This window comes from Micromonospora sp. NPDC047074 (assembly GCF_040643815.1).
Taxonomy (GTDB): domain Bacteria; phylum Actinomycetota; class Actinomycetes; order Mycobacteriales; family Micromonosporaceae; genus Micromonospora.
In genome coordinates, this window is record NZ_JBEYVB010000053.1 from 23,852 (window position 1) to 38,784 (window position 14,933).

The 14,933-nt window shown below is 73.1% G+C and carries 14 protein-coding genes; 8 read left to right on the plus strand and 6 right to left on the minus strand.

Annotation, left to right across the window (positions count from 1 at the left end):
* Window positions 1-129: 129 nt before the first annotated feature.
* The gene (locus tag ABZ809_RS32245; protein WP_357566424.1) at window positions 130-1,548 is read left to right on the plus strand and encodes a WGR domain-containing protein; all 1,419 of its coding nucleotides are present in this window, start codon (window positions 130-132) and stop codon (window positions 1,546-1,548) included.
* Between the two features lie 128 nt (window positions 1,549-1,676).
* Window positions 1,677-2,561 carry an aminoglycoside phosphotransferase family protein gene (locus tag ABZ809_RS32250; RefSeq protein ID WP_357566425.1) on the plus strand — a complete coding sequence of 295 codons (885 nt, stop codon included), beginning with the start codon at window positions 1,677-1,679 and terminating at the stop codon, window positions 2,559-2,561.
* A gap of 355 nt (window positions 2,562-2,916) precedes the next feature.
* Here ABZ809_RS32250 and ABZ809_RS32255 read toward each other — a convergent pair whose 3' ends face one another.
* Together ABZ809_RS32255 and ABZ809_RS32260 are read right to left on the minus strand one after the other, a co-directional pair.
* The gene (locus ABZ809_RS32255) at window positions 2,917-3,726 is read right to left on the minus strand and encodes a DNA-formamidopyrimidine glycosylase family protein (protein ID WP_357566426.1); all 810 of its coding nucleotides are present in this window, start codon (window positions 3,724-3,726) and stop codon (window positions 2,917-2,919) included.
* A 58-nt stretch (window positions 3,727-3,784) separates the two neighbouring features.
* On the minus strand, window positions 3,785-3,943 hold the full coding sequence (locus tag ABZ809_RS32260; protein WP_357566427.1) for a DUF397 domain-containing protein: 159 nt from the start codon (window positions 3,941-3,943) through the stop codon (window positions 3,785-3,787).
* 107 nt (window positions 3,944-4,050) lie between these two features.
* Between ABZ809_RS32260 and ABZ809_RS32265 the strand changes: the two genes are divergently transcribed.
* Both ABZ809_RS32265 and ABZ809_RS32270 read left to right on the plus strand, forming a co-directional pair.
* Window positions 4,051-4,344, plus strand: coding sequence for a hypothetical protein (locus tag ABZ809_RS32265; protein ID WP_357566428.1), 294 nt, complete (start codon window positions 4,051-4,053; stop codon window positions 4,342-4,344).
* Window positions 4,345-4,417: 73 nt separating this feature from the next.
* Entirely contained in the window at window positions 4,418-6,334 is a 1,917-nt protein-coding gene (locus ABZ809_RS32270; protein WP_357566429.1) for a lectin, read from the plus strand.
* Between the two features lie 87 nt (window positions 6,335-6,421).
* Here ABZ809_RS32270 and ABZ809_RS32275 read toward each other — a convergent pair whose 3' ends face one another.
* Window positions 6,422-7,696: an SdrD B-like domain-containing protein gene (locus ABZ809_RS32275; RefSeq protein ID WP_357566430.1), complete on the minus strand. Its 1,275-nt coding sequence runs from the start codon at window positions 7,694-7,696 to the stop codon at window positions 6,422-6,424.
* Window positions 7,697-7,976: 280 nt separating this feature from the next.
* Here ABZ809_RS32275 and ABZ809_RS32280 point away from each other — a divergent pair, with 280 nt between their 5' ends.
* The 3 genes from ABZ809_RS32280 (at window position 7,977) to rocD (ending at window position 11,304) form a co-directional block, all read left to right on the plus strand.
* Window positions 7,977-8,813 (plus strand): DUF4190 domain-containing protein, encoded by an 837-nt coding sequence (locus ABZ809_RS32280; protein ID WP_357566431.1) that lies wholly within the window; start codon window positions 7,977-7,979, stop codon window positions 8,811-8,813.
* Between the two features lie 464 nt (window positions 8,814-9,277).
* Window positions 9,278-10,093: a dimethylargininase gene (gene ddaH / locus ABZ809_RS32285; RefSeq protein WP_357566438.1), complete on the plus strand. Its 816-nt coding sequence runs from the start codon at window positions 9,278-9,280 to the stop codon at window positions 10,091-10,093.
* Window positions 10,090-11,304: an ornithine--oxo-acid transaminase gene (rocD, locus tag ABZ809_RS32290; protein WP_357566432.1), complete on the plus strand. Its 1,215-nt coding sequence runs from the start codon at window positions 10,090-10,092 to the stop codon at window positions 11,302-11,304. Before ddaH ends, rocD begins: the two co-directional genes overlap by 4 nt.
* Before the next feature lie 65 nt (window positions 11,305-11,369).
* On the opposite strand, the gene ABZ809_RS32295 is transcribed toward rocD, so the two are convergent.
* Complete coding sequence (locus tag ABZ809_RS32295) at window positions 11,370-12,521, minus strand: FHA domain-containing protein (protein ID WP_357566433.1); 1,152 nt, start codon at window positions 12,519-12,521, stop codon at window positions 11,370-11,372.
* A complete protein-coding gene (locus ABZ809_RS32300) occupies window positions 12,518-12,679 on the minus strand; it encodes a hypothetical protein (protein WP_357566434.1) in 162 nt (53 codons plus the stop codon). The genes ABZ809_RS32295 and ABZ809_RS32300 overlap by 4 nt, the downstream gene beginning before the upstream one ends.
* Window positions 12,680-12,877: 198 nt before the next feature.
* Here ABZ809_RS32300 and ABZ809_RS32305 point away from each other — a divergent pair, with 198 nt between their 5' ends.
* Window positions 12,878-13,657 (plus strand): hypothetical protein, encoded by a 780-nt coding sequence (locus tag ABZ809_RS32305; protein WP_357566435.1) that lies wholly within the window; start codon window positions 12,878-12,880, stop codon window positions 13,655-13,657.
* Window positions 13,658-13,715: 58 nt separating this feature from the next.
* Here the strand turns inward: ABZ809_RS32305 and ABZ809_RS32310 are convergent, their stop codons facing one another.
* The gene (locus ABZ809_RS32310) at window positions 13,716-14,765 is read right to left on the minus strand and encodes an acyl-CoA desaturase (RefSeq protein ID WP_357566436.1); all 1,050 of its coding nucleotides are present in this window, start codon (window positions 14,763-14,765) and stop codon (window positions 13,716-13,718) included.
* Window positions 14,766-14,933: the final 168 nt, after the last annotated feature.

Sequence of the window (14,933 nt, forward strand, 5' to 3'; positions counted from 1 at the left end):
CCTTCCTAACGCAATGCGTTAGGAAGGTGCCCTTCCTTACATGCTTGTCGGGGGTGGCGGTTAGCGTGTGCCCGCTGTCGCCGCGCCGGCCACGTCGAGCCGGTTGTTGACCCCCCTCGGAGGCCCCCCATGTCCCAGGAGACGACCTACCTCGAACTGTCCGAAGCGGACGGTGCGCACAAGTTCTACGAGGTCGTCGTCGACGACACCACGCTGACCGTCCGCTACGGCCGGATCGGCGACCAGGGCCAGGTCAAGACCGCCGCCTACCCCGACAACGCCAAGGCCCGCGCCGCCGCAGCGAAGAAGATCGGCGAGAAGATCCGCAAGGGGTACGCCCCGGCCGTCCGCGGCGTGCGGCAGAAGCGCGCCGTCTCCCGGCGGCAGATCGTCAGCACCCGCTCCACCGCCCGCACCGCGCCGGTGCTCTGGCGCTACGCGTCCGGCGCCCCGGCCTTCGGCATCTTCGTCGACGGGCAGACCTGCATGGTCGGCAACGAGCAGGGCGTCATCACGACGCTCGACCACAACGCCCGGGTGCTCGACCAGGTCCGCCTCCCCGACGGGGTGAAGTGCATCGTCGCCGACGACGCCTGGATCTACGCGGGTTGCGACGACGGCAACGTCTACGACCTGTCCGGCAAGGTGCCCCGGGTGGCGTACGAGATCGCACCCGACATCGACATCTACTGGCTGGACATCCACGACGGCGTGCTGGGTGTCTCCGACGTCGACGGCGGCATCGCCGCCGTCGACCACGAGGACGAGTTCCTCTGGCGCCGGGCGGGCCGCGGCCGGTCGGCCTGGATGGTGCGCTGCGACGCCGACGCGCTCTACCACGGTCACTCCCAGGGGGTGACCGGCTACGACTGGCGGACGGGCCGCGAGCTGTGGCACACCCGCACCGGCTCGGTGCTCTTCGGCTGGCAGGAGCCCGGCGCGGTGTTCGCCGGCACGGGCACCCGCGAGGTGGTACGACTGGCGAAGGACGGCCGCACCGAGCGCACCTACCGGTGCGACGCCCCGGTCTTCTCCTGCGCCACGGCCGAGGGCGGCCGGTACGTCTTCGCCGGCGACAGCCAGTCCTCGATCTACTGCTTCGACGAGGCCGGCAACCGGCTGTGGAAGCTCGGCACCGGCTGCGGCTCGGCCTACTCCATGCAATACCACGAGGAGCGGCTCTACGTCGTCACCACCAGCGGCCACCTGGCCTGCGTGGACGCCAGCGAGCCGGCGATCCGGGCGGCGGAGGCCGGCAGCGTGCCGGAGGTGGTCGACGTCAAGGCCCCGCCCCGGCTGCCCGAGCCGGCGGCGTGGACGACCGTCGAGGTGACAAGCGACGCCGCCGGCGGCGTGATGGTGCAGTGCGTCGAGGAACGCGGCCGGCTGCGCGTGCACGTGCTCTCCCCCGGCTACCACCAGGACTGGTCGGTGCAGTTCCCCAAGGGCATCCGCGAGCCGGGCGCCCGTTACCTGGTCACCCAGGTCCGCGAGGCTGGCCGGGGTGGCTTCTACCGCGCCCACGGCGACATCCGCCGGTTGCGCTGACAGCTCCGGTCCGGGGGCGGTGCGGGACCGCCCCCGGACCGGTCAGCGGTATTCCCGGCGCACCGCGCGGCGGGGGCGGGCTCGAAATCGGTTGTACGGGGCCGGTCGGAATGGTCGAGGATGCCCGGATGGCCGTGGAGCTGGAAATCCCCGACGGGCTGGGCTGGGTGCGGCGCACGCCGACCGGGCGGGAGTGGCTGGCGGCGCTGCCGGACCGGCTGGCCGCCTGTACCGCGCGGTGGTCGCTGCGGGTCGGGCCGCCCTTCCCTGACGCCTTCGTGTCGCTGGCCCTGCCGGCCGAGCTGCCCGACGGCACGCTGGCGGTGCTCAAGCTCCAGTACCCGGACCCCGACAGCACGCACGAGGCGACGGCGCTCGATCGCTGGGCCGGGGTGGGGGCGATCCGGCTGCTCGCGCACGACCCGCAGCGGCGGGCGCTGCTGGTCGAGCGGTGCGTGCCCGGCACGCCGCTGCACGAGCTGCCCGCCGACGCGGCGCTGGACGCGGCGGTGGAGCTGCTGCCCCGGGTGTGGCGGCCGGCCGGCGCGCCGTTCACCCCGCTCGCCGAGGAGGCCGCCGGCTGGATGGAACGCCTGCCGGCCAACTGGGAACGGGCCGGCCGGCCGTACGAGCGGCGGCTGCTCGACACGGCGCTCGGGCTGCTGGCCGACCTGGTCGACAGCCAGGGCGAGCAGGTGCTGGTCAACCAGGACCTGCACGCCGGCAACGTGCTGCGGGCGACCCGGGAGCCGTGGCTGGTGATCGACCCGAAGCCGCTGACCGGCGAGCGCGAGTTCGGGGTGGTGCCGCTGGTGCGGGGCGGGGAGCTGGGGCACTCGCCGGAGGCCGTCCGGCACCGGCTGGGCCGGCTGAGCGCGGAGCTGGGGCTGGACCGGGAGCGGGTGTGGGGCTGGACGATCGGTCAGACGCTGGCCTGGAGCATCGGCGAGGGGCAGGTCTTCCCCAATCAGGTCGAGGTGGTCCGCTGGCTGCTCGCCGCGCCTCCCCGGTGAGACCGACGTCGGCGTAGGGGCGCGGCCGTCACCGGCCGTTGCTTGTCCAGTTGCCAGCACAGGTGAGGCAGGCAGACGGCCCCCAGCAACATCGGCCCGCCTCGCTGTCGAACTGCCCGCACAGACGGGGCACCCAGACGACCCCACCACCACCGGCCGCTTCCCTGTCAGAGTCGCCCGCACAGACGGGGCAGCTCGACAGCGTTACCGGGGAGACAAGGTGGCGGGAGAGACAACGTGGCGGGCGGAGCGGTGAGGCCGGTTGCCAGGCGGGGCAGCTCGACAGCCGGTGCCGAAGGGACAGCGGTGCCGAAGGGACAGCGGTGCCGAAGGAATGGCGCGGAGGGTTGCGCGGTCAGGACGGTTGGCAGGTGGGGCACCAGTAGAGGTTGCGGCCGGCAAGCCCGCCCCGGCTGACCGGGCCGCCGCAGACGTGGCAGGGATCGCCGGGGCGGCGGTAGACGTAGACCTCGCCGCCGTGCCGGTCGACGCGGGCGGCGCGGCCCATCGCCTCGGGCAGGTGCGCGTCGCGGACGGTGTCGATCCGGCCGCGCGTGACGGCGAGCCGCATCAGCCCGACCAGGTCGGCCCAGAGTGCGTCCCAGCCGGCGCGGGTCAGCCGCCGGCCGGGCAGCGTCGGCGGCAGGCCGGCCCGGAACAGCGCCTCGGTGACGAAGATCAGCCCGGTGCCGGCCACCACCGACTGGTCGAGCAGCAGCGCCGCCAGCGGTGTCGGGCTGCGGGAGATCCGGGCGTACGCCCGCTCGGGGTCCGCGTCGGCGCGCAGCGGGTCGGGGCCGAGCCGGGCCCGCAGGGCCGCCACCTCGGGCGGGGTGAGCAGCTCGCAGGCGGTGGGGCCGCGCAGGTCGAGCCAGTGCCGGTCGCTGGTCAACCGCAGCCGGACCTGGCCGACCGGCTCCGGCGGCTCGCCGTCGCCGTCGGTGAACTTCCCGTAGAGCCCGAGGTGCACGTGCAGGGTCAGCTCGCCAGCGTGGTGGTGCAGCAGGTGCTTGCCGTACGCCTCGGTGGCCTCCAGCACGGTGCCGCTGAGCCGGGCCGCGCCCTCGGCGAAGCGGCCCTGCGGGCTGGCGGCGTGCACCTTGTCCCCGGCGAAGAGGTCGGCGTGCCGCGCCGCCAGGCGGTGGATGGTGTGTCCCTCTGGCACGGGTGCCAAGGATACGTGCGGCTGGCGGGGCCGCCGCCGGTGGCGACGCCGACGCCGGTCAGCCCTGCCGTACGACGCCCCCGACGAACGCGGACCACGCCCGGGCGGTGAAGGTCAGCGCGGGGCCGTGCGGGTCCTTGCTGTCGCGTACGCCGACCACGCCGGGCAGGTTGTCGGCCACCTCGCCGCCGTCGCGCGGACACTGGCCCGCCGCCACCGCCCGGTGTGGAGCTGGGCGCGGTGGCGCAGGGTGTGCCGCTGCGGCGCGGACCTGCCGTGCCGCGCCCGGCACCGCGTGCCGATCAACCGTGGGCACTGGCCGGCATGAGCGCGCTGCGCCCCGGGGACGTGCTGCTGATCGGCGCGGCGTGCTCGGTCCAGTTCGGCGGCGACCGCGCGCTGCGCCTGTGGCTGGTGAGCGTGGACGACCGCCCCACGTACCCCGGGTGGATCTGGCTGACGGGCTACGTGCTGAACGACCGGGGGCTGGCCGTCGACAAGCGGGAGGTCTACGTGCTGCGGGCCGGGCTGCGGGTGATCGCAGCCCGCGAGGCCGGGCCGGCGGGGCGGACGGCAGCGGCCGGGCCGGCGAGCCGGACGGGGACGCGAAGGAATTGATTGACTTCTATTACGAAGGAATATTAACTGTTCCTCGCCGTCACCATCCGTTGCGCGAGAGGATGACCCGCCGATGACCACCACCGTCCGCGCATGTCCGGGGCCCCGCCAGCGGGCCCGACGCCGAGCCGCGTCCGCAGGCGCGGGCCTGCTCGCGCTCCTCACGACGGTCGCCGCCACGGTCGCCCTGCCGGCACCGGCGGTCGCCGCCAACGAACCGGTGAACATCTGGCTGACCACCACCTCCGACGCCGGCGGTCGCCAGGTCAGCCGGGGCCTCCAGCAGCAGGCCCCGGTCGCCTTCGCCCCCACCAGCGGCGGCGCGACGCACACCGTCACCGTCAACGAGAACACCCGCTACCAGCAGTTCGAGGGCGGCGGCGCGTCGATCACGGACACCACGGCGTACCTGTTCCGGGGCGGTCCGATCAGCGCGGCCACCCGCGACGCCGTCATGCGCAAGCTCTTCTCCCCCACCGAGGGCATCGGGCTCTCCTTCGTCCGCAACCCGATCGGCGCCTCGGACCTGTCCCGCCCGGGCCACGTCTCCCTCGACGACACCTGCTGCGACCTGAACGACTTCTACGCCAACGGCTACGACACCAACGTCCGGCTGCTCACCGCCCAGGCCCGGTCGCTCAACCCGGCGCTGCGGGTGAAGGGGGTGCCGTGGAGCGCCCCCGGCTGGATGAAGGACAACGGCCGGATGGACCAGATGGGCTGGCTCAAGTGGGAGTACTACCCGATGTACGCCCAGTACCTGGTCAGGTACGTGCAGACCTACCAGGCCGCCGGGATTGCGGTGAACTACCTGTCGGTGCAGAACGAGCCGAACTGCTGCCAGGCCGCCAACCCGACGGCGATGAACTACCCGGGCATGAGCTGGAACGGGCCGGGGCTGGTGGAGTTCACCAAGAACCACCTCTATCCCGCGCTGCGCGCCGCCGGCCTCAGCACCAAGGTCCTCGTGCACGACTGGAACTACGGTGACCATGCCAACTTCGGGGCGGTGCTGCTGGCCGACGCGGGCGTCCGCAACGACCCGCTCTTCGGCGGCATCGCCTGGCACGGCTACTTCGGCGACCCGGCGGTGGGCAGCCAGGTGCGCAACCAGTACCCGTCCGTGCGCCAGTTCAGCACGGAACACTCGGGCGGCACCTGGATCGGCAACCAGCACAACGAGGACCTGGCGGACATCGTCACCTACGCCCGCAACCACAGCAGCAGCCTGGTCAAGTGGAGCATCGCGCTCAACCAGAACATGGGCCCGCACAACGGCGGCTGCGACGTCTGCACCGGCCTGGTCACCGTGCAGGAGGGCGGCGCCCGGGCCGGCCAGGTCGACTACACCATCGAGTACTACACCACCGGGCACCTGACGAAGTTCGTCAAGCCGGGCGCGTACCGGATCGACTCGACCGCCAACGGCTCGGTGCCGAACGTGGCGTACGTGAACCCCGACGGGTCCAAGGCCCTCATCGCGCACAACGGCGGCACCGGCACCCAGTCGGTCAAGGTCGTCTGGGGCGGGCAGTCCTTCACGTACGCGCTGCCGGCCCGGACCACGGCCACCTTCACCTGGTCGGGCAGCCAGTCCGGCGGCGGCCGGACCGGCCCGGTCGTCGGCCTCGCCGGCAAGTGCCTCGACGTCGCCGGGGCCAGCAGCGCCGACGGCACGACCGTCCAGTTGTACGACTGCAACGGCAGCGCCGCGCAACAGTGGACCCTCGGCGGCGACGGCACGGTACGGGCGCTGGGCAAGTGCCTGGACGTCCGGGACAACTCCACCGCCGACGGTGCCCGGGTGCAGATCTGGACCTGCACCGGCGCCGCGAACCAGCGGTGGACCGCGACGACGGCCCGCGACCTGGTCAGCGCCAGCGCGGGCAAGTGCCTCGACGTGCTGGACAACAACCCGGCCAACGCGACGCCGACCCAGGTCTGGACCTGCGGCGGCGGCGCCAACCAGAAGTGGACGGTGCCGGCCTAGAGCCGGTGTCGAAGCCGCTCACCGCCCCCAGGGACGAACAAACCGGCCGGTGGGCCGCCGCGATACCGGACGGCCCACCGGCTCGGCTCAGCCGACGGTCACCAGGCCGATGTCGATCGTCGCCTCCTCGCCCTCCGAGAGGCTCACCAGATCGCTCTCCGCCACCACCTGGTCCCCGGAGTCGTAGACGACGTACACGTCGGAGTCGGTGGCGTCGTCGCCGACGTTCGGAGTGGTGAACTGGTACGAGCCCGGCACGAAACGGGCCCTGTACAGATACTGGCCGGCGCGCATCGGCATCCGGTACGTGCCGTCCGCGTTCACCGGCACGTAGACGGCGGCACCGCCGGCCACCGGCACGAGAGAGACGCTCAGCGGGTTCGGCGCGGGCGTACCCTCCCCGGCGTCCCGCTGGCCGTCCCGGTCGACGTCGAGCCAGACCCGCCCGCTGACGTACGCCGGGGTGGCGTATTCGAAGCCACCCTCGTGCACGTTGCCGGCCGGGTCCTCGCCGGGGGTGCTGGTCGAGAGCGTCACGGTCACCGGAAGCCGGTCGCCGGGCTGACCGCCCGCGGGCATCCGTCCGCTGAAGGAGAGCGTCCGCGTCGCCGAGCCGACCGAGAGGGACCCGTAGGCGCAGTCCCACTCCTGGCTCTCCACGACGGTGGTGCACTGCCAGCGCGGGTCGGACTGGTCGCCCACGCCCCACAACAGTCCCGGCGCGGCGACGACACGGGCCCGTACGTCGGCGGCGGGGATGTCGCCGGAGTTGCGGAAGTTCATCGGGTACTTGACCCAGTCGCCCTCGATCACCCGGTGGTCCGGGATCGGTATGACGCTCTCGACGCGCAGGTCGGGGGCGCCGAGGCTCGCGTCGTAGGTGACCGACTCGCTGTCGAGGTTGTTCATGGTGGACGACTCCTGGCTGGTCGTCGTGACACTGGCGGTGATGACCGCCGACTGGCCGTCGACGCCCTCGCTGAGCCTGACCGGAAGTCTGAGCGGTGCGGCGCTCTGCCCGGCCGTCAGGGTCGGGTGGGTGCACCGGACCGGCCGACCCAGGGTGCACTGCCAGGGCGAATCCGTGCTGGGGCCCTCGCCGGAGATGATGGCGGTGGCGGGAATCTCGAACGTCACCACGATGCCATCCGCGCTCGCGGCCCCCGCGTTCGCGACGTGGATGTCAGCGGGAACGGTCTTGCCGTTCAGTGGGATCCGCGTGGTGCCGAGGGCGAGATCGACGGAGAGATCCGCCTGACTCTCAGCGGCTGACGCGGGGACGGCCGTGGCCACCGCGCCGAGACTGGCGATCAGGGTGATCAGCGTGCGGGGGACGCCTGGACGTCGCCGGAGGATGGACATGTGACTCCCTGGTTGGAGGGGAGTGCCCGTACGTGCGGCACCTCTCGGACCGGCCGATCCGATCGGAAGATCGGCACCGGCTCTATCCAAGGTGGCGACACGTTGATCGATTGCGTTACATAGGGCTATGGGATTCTGACGGTGCGCGAGACGCGCTCGGGACCGGCCGGGCTGTCACGGGCCCTCAGTGTCGGAGCACGGCCGCCTGGGTACTGCGGACACGTACCGCGTGGGCGGCGTCGTCTCCATCGGCCACCACGCATTCACCAGGAGGTGTGTTGTGGTCAGGATTCCTTCCCTCTCGCGCCGGTCGGAACAGACGCCGACGGACGAGAATCTCGAAAACCGCGAGGTACCGGCCGGCACCGACCGGGACGGCTCGGCGGAGACCGGTGTGGACCGCAGCGGCGGGCCCAGCCGTCCGGTGGTGACGGACCGGGACGCGGACCAGACGACGTACCGCAGCAGTTCCGCGCCCGTCGTCGACGCGCGCAACGGGCACGCGGAGCGGCGCGCGGCCGAGCGGGCGGCCGTCGCCCGCGCTGCCACCGCACGCCCGGCGGGCGGCGATCCCGACCCGACGCTGGAGCGCAGTTCCACCGTCCCCGCCGACCGGGACCGCACCGGCACGGTCGACCCGACGACCCGGGACCGCGCCGACGCGGGCGATCCGACGGTCCGGGACCACGACGCGGCCCGTGCCGGCACGGTCGCCCCGACGGCGGAGCGGTCCGTCGACCGGGACGGCGACGGGGTGCCCGACCGCGAGGAGCCGCCGGTGGCGGTCGGCCCGAAGCCCAGGGCCAGCATGCTCGCCACGCTCGGCCTGGTCGTCGGTGTGGCCGGGGCGCTCTTCGTGCTCACCGGCACCCTGGCCGGGTACGGCATCGGGCTCGGGGCGGTCGGTGCCGTGCTCGCGGTGCTCGGGCTGATGGCCACCCGCCGCCGGCACATCGCCGGCAAGACCGACGCGCTGCTCGGCATCGTGCTGGGCCTCGGCGCGGTGGTGCTCGGGGTGCTGGCGATGACCGGCCAGTTCGACTGGCCGACCACCGACGGCGACTGGGTGCAGCGGTTCCGGGAGTGGCTTGACTCACAGTTTGTGGACCGCTTCTAGCGGGCACTGATCGGCCTGCCGGCGGTGCGCCGGCAACGCCGGTGGTTCACCGGCAACGCCCGACCAGCCTGGTGGTTCACCAGCCGGGCAACCCTTTTCGGGGGCGGCGGTTCGCCGCCCCCGAAGTGTTTCCCGGGCCGGGGATTGGAAGGGCACCTTCCTAACGTTTCCGGTAGAGGAAGGGCCCCCTGCAAACCGGTCGGGTGCCCTCCGCCCGTGCGGCGCCGCGGACATCGACCCAGCGGAGTGAACCCGCGTCGGACGCCCGGTGGAACACGTCGGCCACCGGGCGTCACGACGCAACGAACCGCTCCCGAACTGCTCCACATACGCAACGATCAGCCATCTGACGCAAGCCTCACCAGTAGATACCGTCGTCGCTGGCCGCATAACGTTGAGTAACGGCGCCAGCCCGTGGGCCACGGTGGCCGGGCGCGCCCGACCCCTGGGAGCAGGACATGACGATGGACGCCACCAGCCAGCGCTACCTGATGTGCCGGCCGACGTACTTCGCCGTCGACTACGCGATCAACCCGTGGATGGACCCGACCGCGCCGGTCGACGCCGACCTCGCCACCCGCCAGTGGGAGCGGCTGCGCCAGATCTACCGGGACCTGGGCCACACCGTCGAGGAGATCGCCCCGGTGCCCGGCCTGCCCGACATGGTCTTCGCCGCCAACGGCGGCACGGTGATCGACGGCAGGGCGATGGCCGTGCAGTTCCGCGACCCGCAGCGCGCCGACGAGGCGCCCGCCTACCGCGCCTGGTTCGAGGCGGCCGGCTTCGAGATGCACGACCCGAAGCACGTCAACGAGGGCGAGGGCGACATCCTGCTGGCCGGCGACGTCATGCTGGCCGGCACCGGCTTCCGTACCGCGCACGCCTCGCACGCGCAGCTCCAGGAGGTCTTCGGCTACCCGGTGGTCACCATGCAGCTCGTCGACCCGCGCTTCTACCACCTGGACACGGCGCTCACCGTGCTCGACGAGCGGACCGTGGCGTACCTGCCGGAGGCGTTCTCGCCCGGCAGCCGGGCCGTGCTGCGTCGGCTCTTCCCCGACGCGGTGCACGCCACCCTCGCCGACGCCGAGGTCTTCGGGCTGAACGCGGTCAGCGACGGCCGGCACGTGGTGCTGCCGGCGCAGGCCACCGGCCTGGCCGCGAAGCTGCGCGACCGGGGCTACGAGACGATCGGTGTCGACCTGTCCGAGCTGCGCAAGGCCGGCGGCGGACCGAAGTGCTGCACGTTGCGACTCCGTCAGGGAAAGGCGAGCAAGTGATCGATGACATGCTGCGGACGCCGGAGGCGGTCCGCGACGCGGAGCGGTGGACCGCGCACAACTACCACCCCCTGCCGGTCGTCGTCTCGTCCGCCGAGGGCGCCTGGGTGACCGACGTGGACGGGCGCCGCTACCTCGACTGCCTGGCCGGCTACTCGGCGCTGAACTTCGGCCACCGCCACCCGGCGTTGATCGCCGCCGCGCACGCCCAGCTCGACCGGCTGACCCTCACCAGCCGGGCATTCGTCCACGACCAGTTCGCGGACTTCTGCCGCGAGCTGGCCGAGCTGTGCGGCAAGGACCTGGTGCTGCCGATGAACACCGGCGCCGAGGCCGTGGAGACCGGGATCAAGGTCGCCCGCAAGTGGGGCTACCAGGTCAAGGGCGTGGCGCCGGGGCAGGCCAACATCGTGGTGGCCGAGGGCAACTTCCACGGCCGTACGACCACCATCGTCAGCTTCTCCACCGACCCCGACGCGCGGGCCGACTTCGGGCCGTACACCCCGGGCTTCACGGTCGTCCCCTACGGCGACCTGGCGGCGCTGACCGCCGCGGTCGACGAGAACACCGTGGCCGTGCTGGTCGAGCCGATCCAGGGCGAGCAGGGCGTCATCGTGCCGCCGGAGGGCTACCTGCCGGGCGTACGCCGGGTCTGCACCGAGCGCAACGTGCTGCTCCTCGCCGACGAGATCCAGTCCGGCCTGGGCCGGACCGGGGCCACGTTCGCCTGCGACCACGAGGGCGTCACGCCGGACATGTACCTCCTGGGCAAGGCGCTCGGCGGCGGCATCGTGCCGGTCTCCGCGGTGGCCGCGAACGCCGACGTGCTCGGTGTGCTCAGGCCGGGCCAGCACGGCTCCACGTTCGGTGGCAACCCGCTGGCCTGCGCGGTCGGGACCGAGGTGGTCCGGCTGCTGGCCACCGGCGAGTTCCAGCGCCGCTCGGCCGAGCTGGGCGCGCGGCTGCACGCCGGCCTCGCGTCGCTGGTCGGCCGGGGCCTCGTCGCGGTGCGGGGCCGGGGCCTCTGGGCGGGCCTCGACATCGATCCGGCGCTGATGAGCGGCCGGGAGGCGTGCGAGCGGCTCGCCGGGCGCGGGGTGCTCGCCAAGGACACCCACGGCTCCACCCTCCGGCTCGCCCCGCCGCTGGTGATCACCGAGGCGGAGATCGACCACGCGGTCACGCAGCTCGGTGCCGTGCTGGCCGGCTGAACCCCGTACGACAGCGGCGGGCGCGGGGGCCACGGCCCCGGCGCCCGCCGTCGTCTGCCGGCGGATCAGCGCGGCAGGCGCATCGCCATCGTCGGCGCCTCGGCCATGACCGAGGTCGGCGTGTAGGAGGCGCCGGTGGGCAGCTCGTCGGGCCGGCCGATCTGCACCCCCGGGTAGAGCTCCACCATGTCGGCCTCGGCCAGCACCCGCGACTGCTGCGGCGACAGCGGTACGCGGTCGGCCTCCGTCATCGACCCGCCCGGCCGGATGCCCGAGCCGTTGGTGCTCACGTCGGTCACGATCACCTCGCCGACCCGCAGCTCGAACCGGACGTGGCTGCGGCTGATCCAGCGGCGCGCCTCGTCGTTGAGCCACTGCCCGAGGACGACCGCGCCGGACTGGTCGGGCGCCCGGCCGACCAGCACCGGCTGCTCCTCGGTGAGCACGAAGCGGCGCCGGATCACCCCGCCCACGCGGACGGCGAGGACGGCGCTGCGCGGTCGCGGACCGGCGTCGCCGAGCCGGGTGCCGTGCCGGGGGCAGGTGGGCGCCCCGCCGCGCAGCGTGGGCGGCGGCTGACCGGCGGGGCTGCGCTCCCCCACCCGGGCCAGGTCGGCGAACGCCCCGCCGCCACCACCACCGCCGAGGAGCGCGCAGCCCGGCTCCGGGCAACGCCACTGCCGGGAGAGCAGCCGCACGCCGGCCGGCGACCGGGCGCCGGCGACGGGGGTGTGCCCGCCGCCCACGTGGGCGAGGAAGACCGGCCCGCCGGCGCCGGGCACCGGGGCGACCACCCGGCCGGGCTGCTCGACCAGCCACGGGTAGCGCCCACGCAGGCCGTCGGCTCGCACCCGGCTGAGCACGGGCAGGCCGAGCAGGTCGGCCACCTCCAGCGCCCGGTCGCCCGGGTTGTCGAGCACCTCCACCAGCCCGTCGTCGGCCCACCGGCGGACCACCATGCGTTCGTTGGAGGTGAGGTCGGCGTCGGAGAGCAGGGCCCGGTGGACGACCGCGTAGACGGGGACGCTGTCCTCCTCCAGCTCCCGGGCGAGCGCGTCGATCACCATGCCGAGGCGGAGCAGGCTGGCCGGGCGGCCGCCGTCGAGATCCTGGTAGCGGATCACCTCGGCCAGGTCCACGACGGCCCGGGCCAGCGACGGGTCGGTGCTGACCCGGCCCTCGATGGCGTCCAGCACCTTGCTGATCTCGAATCTCATCGAACGCTCCCCACGATCTCGCCGATCCGCCGGGCCAGTTCCAGGTCGTGCCGGGTCACCCCGCCCGCCGAGGGCGTGCCGCGGCGAGCGGTCAGGACGCGCCACACCGGCCCGCCGGGCCCGTCCGGCGTCGCCTCGACCGTGTGCACGTCTGCCATGGGGAGACCCTACCGGGACGGGCCGGGTCGGCGGCGACCAGCGGCGGGAGGTGTGGCCGGAGCGGGCGGCACGCCGGACGCCGGGCGGCGGGACATCGACGCGCGCCTGTCGCCTGCCGGGGTTAGGCTGACCGGCGGCCCGGCCGGGACCGCGCTCCGGCATCGCCCCGGCCCACCCTGCGTGAGGAGACTTCCACGATGAACACTCGACGGCTGGCGACCACGGGGGTCGCGTTCGTCGCCGCACTCGCCCTCGGTCTCACCGGGTGCGCCACGGAGCGGGACGTGGCTGCTCCGGCCCCCGGGACCGGCGCCACCAGCATCGCCCCGGCACCGAACAGCAGCGTCCTGGCCGGCGCCCGCGCCGAGCTGGTCGCCGCCGCGCAGAAGCTGAACCAGCAGAGCGTCAAGATGCAGCTCCAGTCGACGGCCGTGAACAGCACCGGCGCGATGGACCCGGCCAGCAAGACCGCCGACATCACGATGAAGACGGGCGCCGAGGGCACGTTCCGGATCCTGATGATCGGCAACGACGTCTACCTGAAGATCACCGGCATGGCGGGGATGCCGAAGAAGTGGCAGCACATGAGCCTCACCCAGCTCGGCAAGGGCAGCCAGCTCAACCTGATGCCGGAGGGCGACCCGGGCGGCGCGAAGCAGATGACCGACAGCGTGGTGGAGGTCGAGAAGACCGCGAACGGAAGCTTCTCCGGCGTCCTGGACTACACCCGTACGAAGCCCGACGACGAGGGCATCAAGGCCCTCGGCGACAAGGCCAAGGCCGTCCCCTTCACCGCCCGGGTGGACGACCAGGGCCGGCTCGTCGAGTTCGCCGTCGACACCAACGTGCTGCACGAGTCGCTGGGCACGATGATCACCACCTACTCCGACTTTGGCGCCCCGGTCCAGGTGCAGAAGCCGGCCGCGAGCGACACCGAGGAAGCCCCGCAGTCGCTGGTCGAGTCCCTGAACTCCTGAGCCCGACCGTACGGGAGGGGGCGGCACCCGGTGGGTGCCGCCCCCTTTCGTACGCGACTCAGCCGCGCAGCGGCCGGCCCACCTCGTGCAGGTGCGCGAGCGCCTGACGGTACGACTCGACCAGCCCGGTCTCGGCGTACGGCACGCCCTGCTCGGCGCAGTAGGCGCGCACGATCGGCCGGGCCCGGCGCAGGTTGGCCCGGGGCATGTTCGGAAACAGGTGGTGCTCGATCTGGTAGTTGAGCCCGCCCAGCGCGACGTCGACGAACCGGTTGCCCCGCACGTTGCGGGAGGTCAGCACCTGCTTGCGCAGGAAGTCGAGGTCGTCGTCGGCGGTGGGCATCGGCATGCCCTTGTGGTTCGGGGCGAACGAGCAGCCCATGTAGAGCCCCCACAGCCCCTGGTGGACGGCGACGAAGAGCAGCGCCTTCAGCGGCGACATCACCAGCAGCAGCGCCCCGAGGTAGCCCACGGCGTGCACGACCAGCAGCAGTGCCTCCAGCCGACGGTGCCGCATCGGGGTGCGGAACCGGCCGTCGGAGTCCCGCCCCACGATCGCCTGCACGCTCGCCACGTGCAGGGCGAGCCCCTCCAGCAGCAGCATCGGGAAGAACAGCCACGCCTGCCGGCGGGCCAGCCAACGGCCGAAGCCGCGCGTCGCGGCGGCCTGCTCGTACGTCCAGACCAGCGCGCCCGCCCCGACGTCCGGGTCCTCGTCCTCGTGGTTGGGGTTGGCGTGGTGGCGGTTGTGCTTGTCCACCCACCAGCCGTAGCTCAGCCCCACCGCGAGGTTGCCGGTGAGCAGGCCGACCGCCTCGCTCGGCCCGCGCCGCCGGAACATCTGCCGGTGACCGGCGTCGTGGCCGAGGAACGCGACCTGGGTCGTGGCGACGGCCAGGAAGACGGCCACCAGGAGTTGTGCCCACGAGTCGCCGACCAGCCCGACCGCGGCCCAGCCCGCCGCGAAGACGCCCAGGGTCAGCACGATCCGGGTCACGTAGCGGCCCGGGCGTCGCTCCAGCAGACCCGCCCCGCTGATCCGCCGGGACAACTGTGCGTAGTCACTGCCCCGCCGTACCGGCGGATCCGCCACCGCTCCGAGCACCATCACGGCTCCCGTCCGTCGATCCCGGAAGCGCGCCGGCCGGCGCGTCCCTGCCCTCCAGTCTCGGCGGAACGGTTGCGCTGAGTAACCCGGTCCACCCCCGGGTCGGAGGTAGGGAGAGCCCTACCTCCGACCCGGTCGGGGTGTAAGGAAGGGCACCTTCCTAACGCA

What these genes read in the sequence shown, in the direction of transcription:
- ABZ809_RS32305 (WP_357566435.1), top strand. Translation starts at nt 12,878, where the DNA reads ATGAACACTCGACGGCTGGCGACCACGGGGGTCGCGTTCGTCGCCGCA.
- ABZ809_RS32275 (WP_357566430.1), bottom strand. Translation starts at nt 7,696, where the DNA reads ATGTCCATCCTCCGGCGACGTCCAGGCGTCCCCCGCACGCTGATCACC.
- ddaH (WP_357566438.1), top strand. Translation starts at nt 9,278, where the DNA reads ATGGACGCCACCAGCCAGCGCTACCTGATGTGCCGGCCGACGTACTTC.
- ABZ809_RS32265 (WP_357566428.1), top strand. Translation starts at nt 4,051, where the DNA reads ATGAGCGCGCTGCGCCCCGGGGACGTGCTGCTGATCGGCGCGGCGTGC.
- ABZ809_RS32300 (WP_357566434.1), bottom strand. Translation starts at nt 12,679, where the DNA reads ATGGCAGACGTGCACACGGTCGAGGCGACGCCGGACGGGCCCGGCGGG.
- ABZ809_RS32295 (WP_357566433.1), bottom strand. Translation starts at nt 12,521, where the DNA reads ATGAGATTCGAGATCAGCAAGGTGCTGGACGCCATCGAGGGCCGGGTC.
- ABZ809_RS32245 (WP_357566424.1), top strand. Translation starts at nt 130, where the DNA reads ATGTCCCAGGAGACGACCTACCTCGAACTGTCCGAAGCGGACGGTGCG.
- ABZ809_RS32310 (WP_357566436.1), bottom strand. Translation starts at nt 14,765, where the DNA reads ATGGTGCTCGGAGCGGTGGCGGATCCGCCGGTACGGCGGGGCAGTGAC.
- ABZ809_RS32250 (WP_357566425.1), top strand. Translation starts at nt 1,677, where the DNA reads ATGGCCGTGGAGCTGGAAATCCCCGACGGGCTGGGCTGGGTGCGGCGC.
- ABZ809_RS32270 (WP_357566429.1), top strand. Translation starts at nt 4,418, where the DNA reads ATGACCACCACCGTCCGCGCATGTCCGGGGCCCCGCCAGCGGGCCCGA.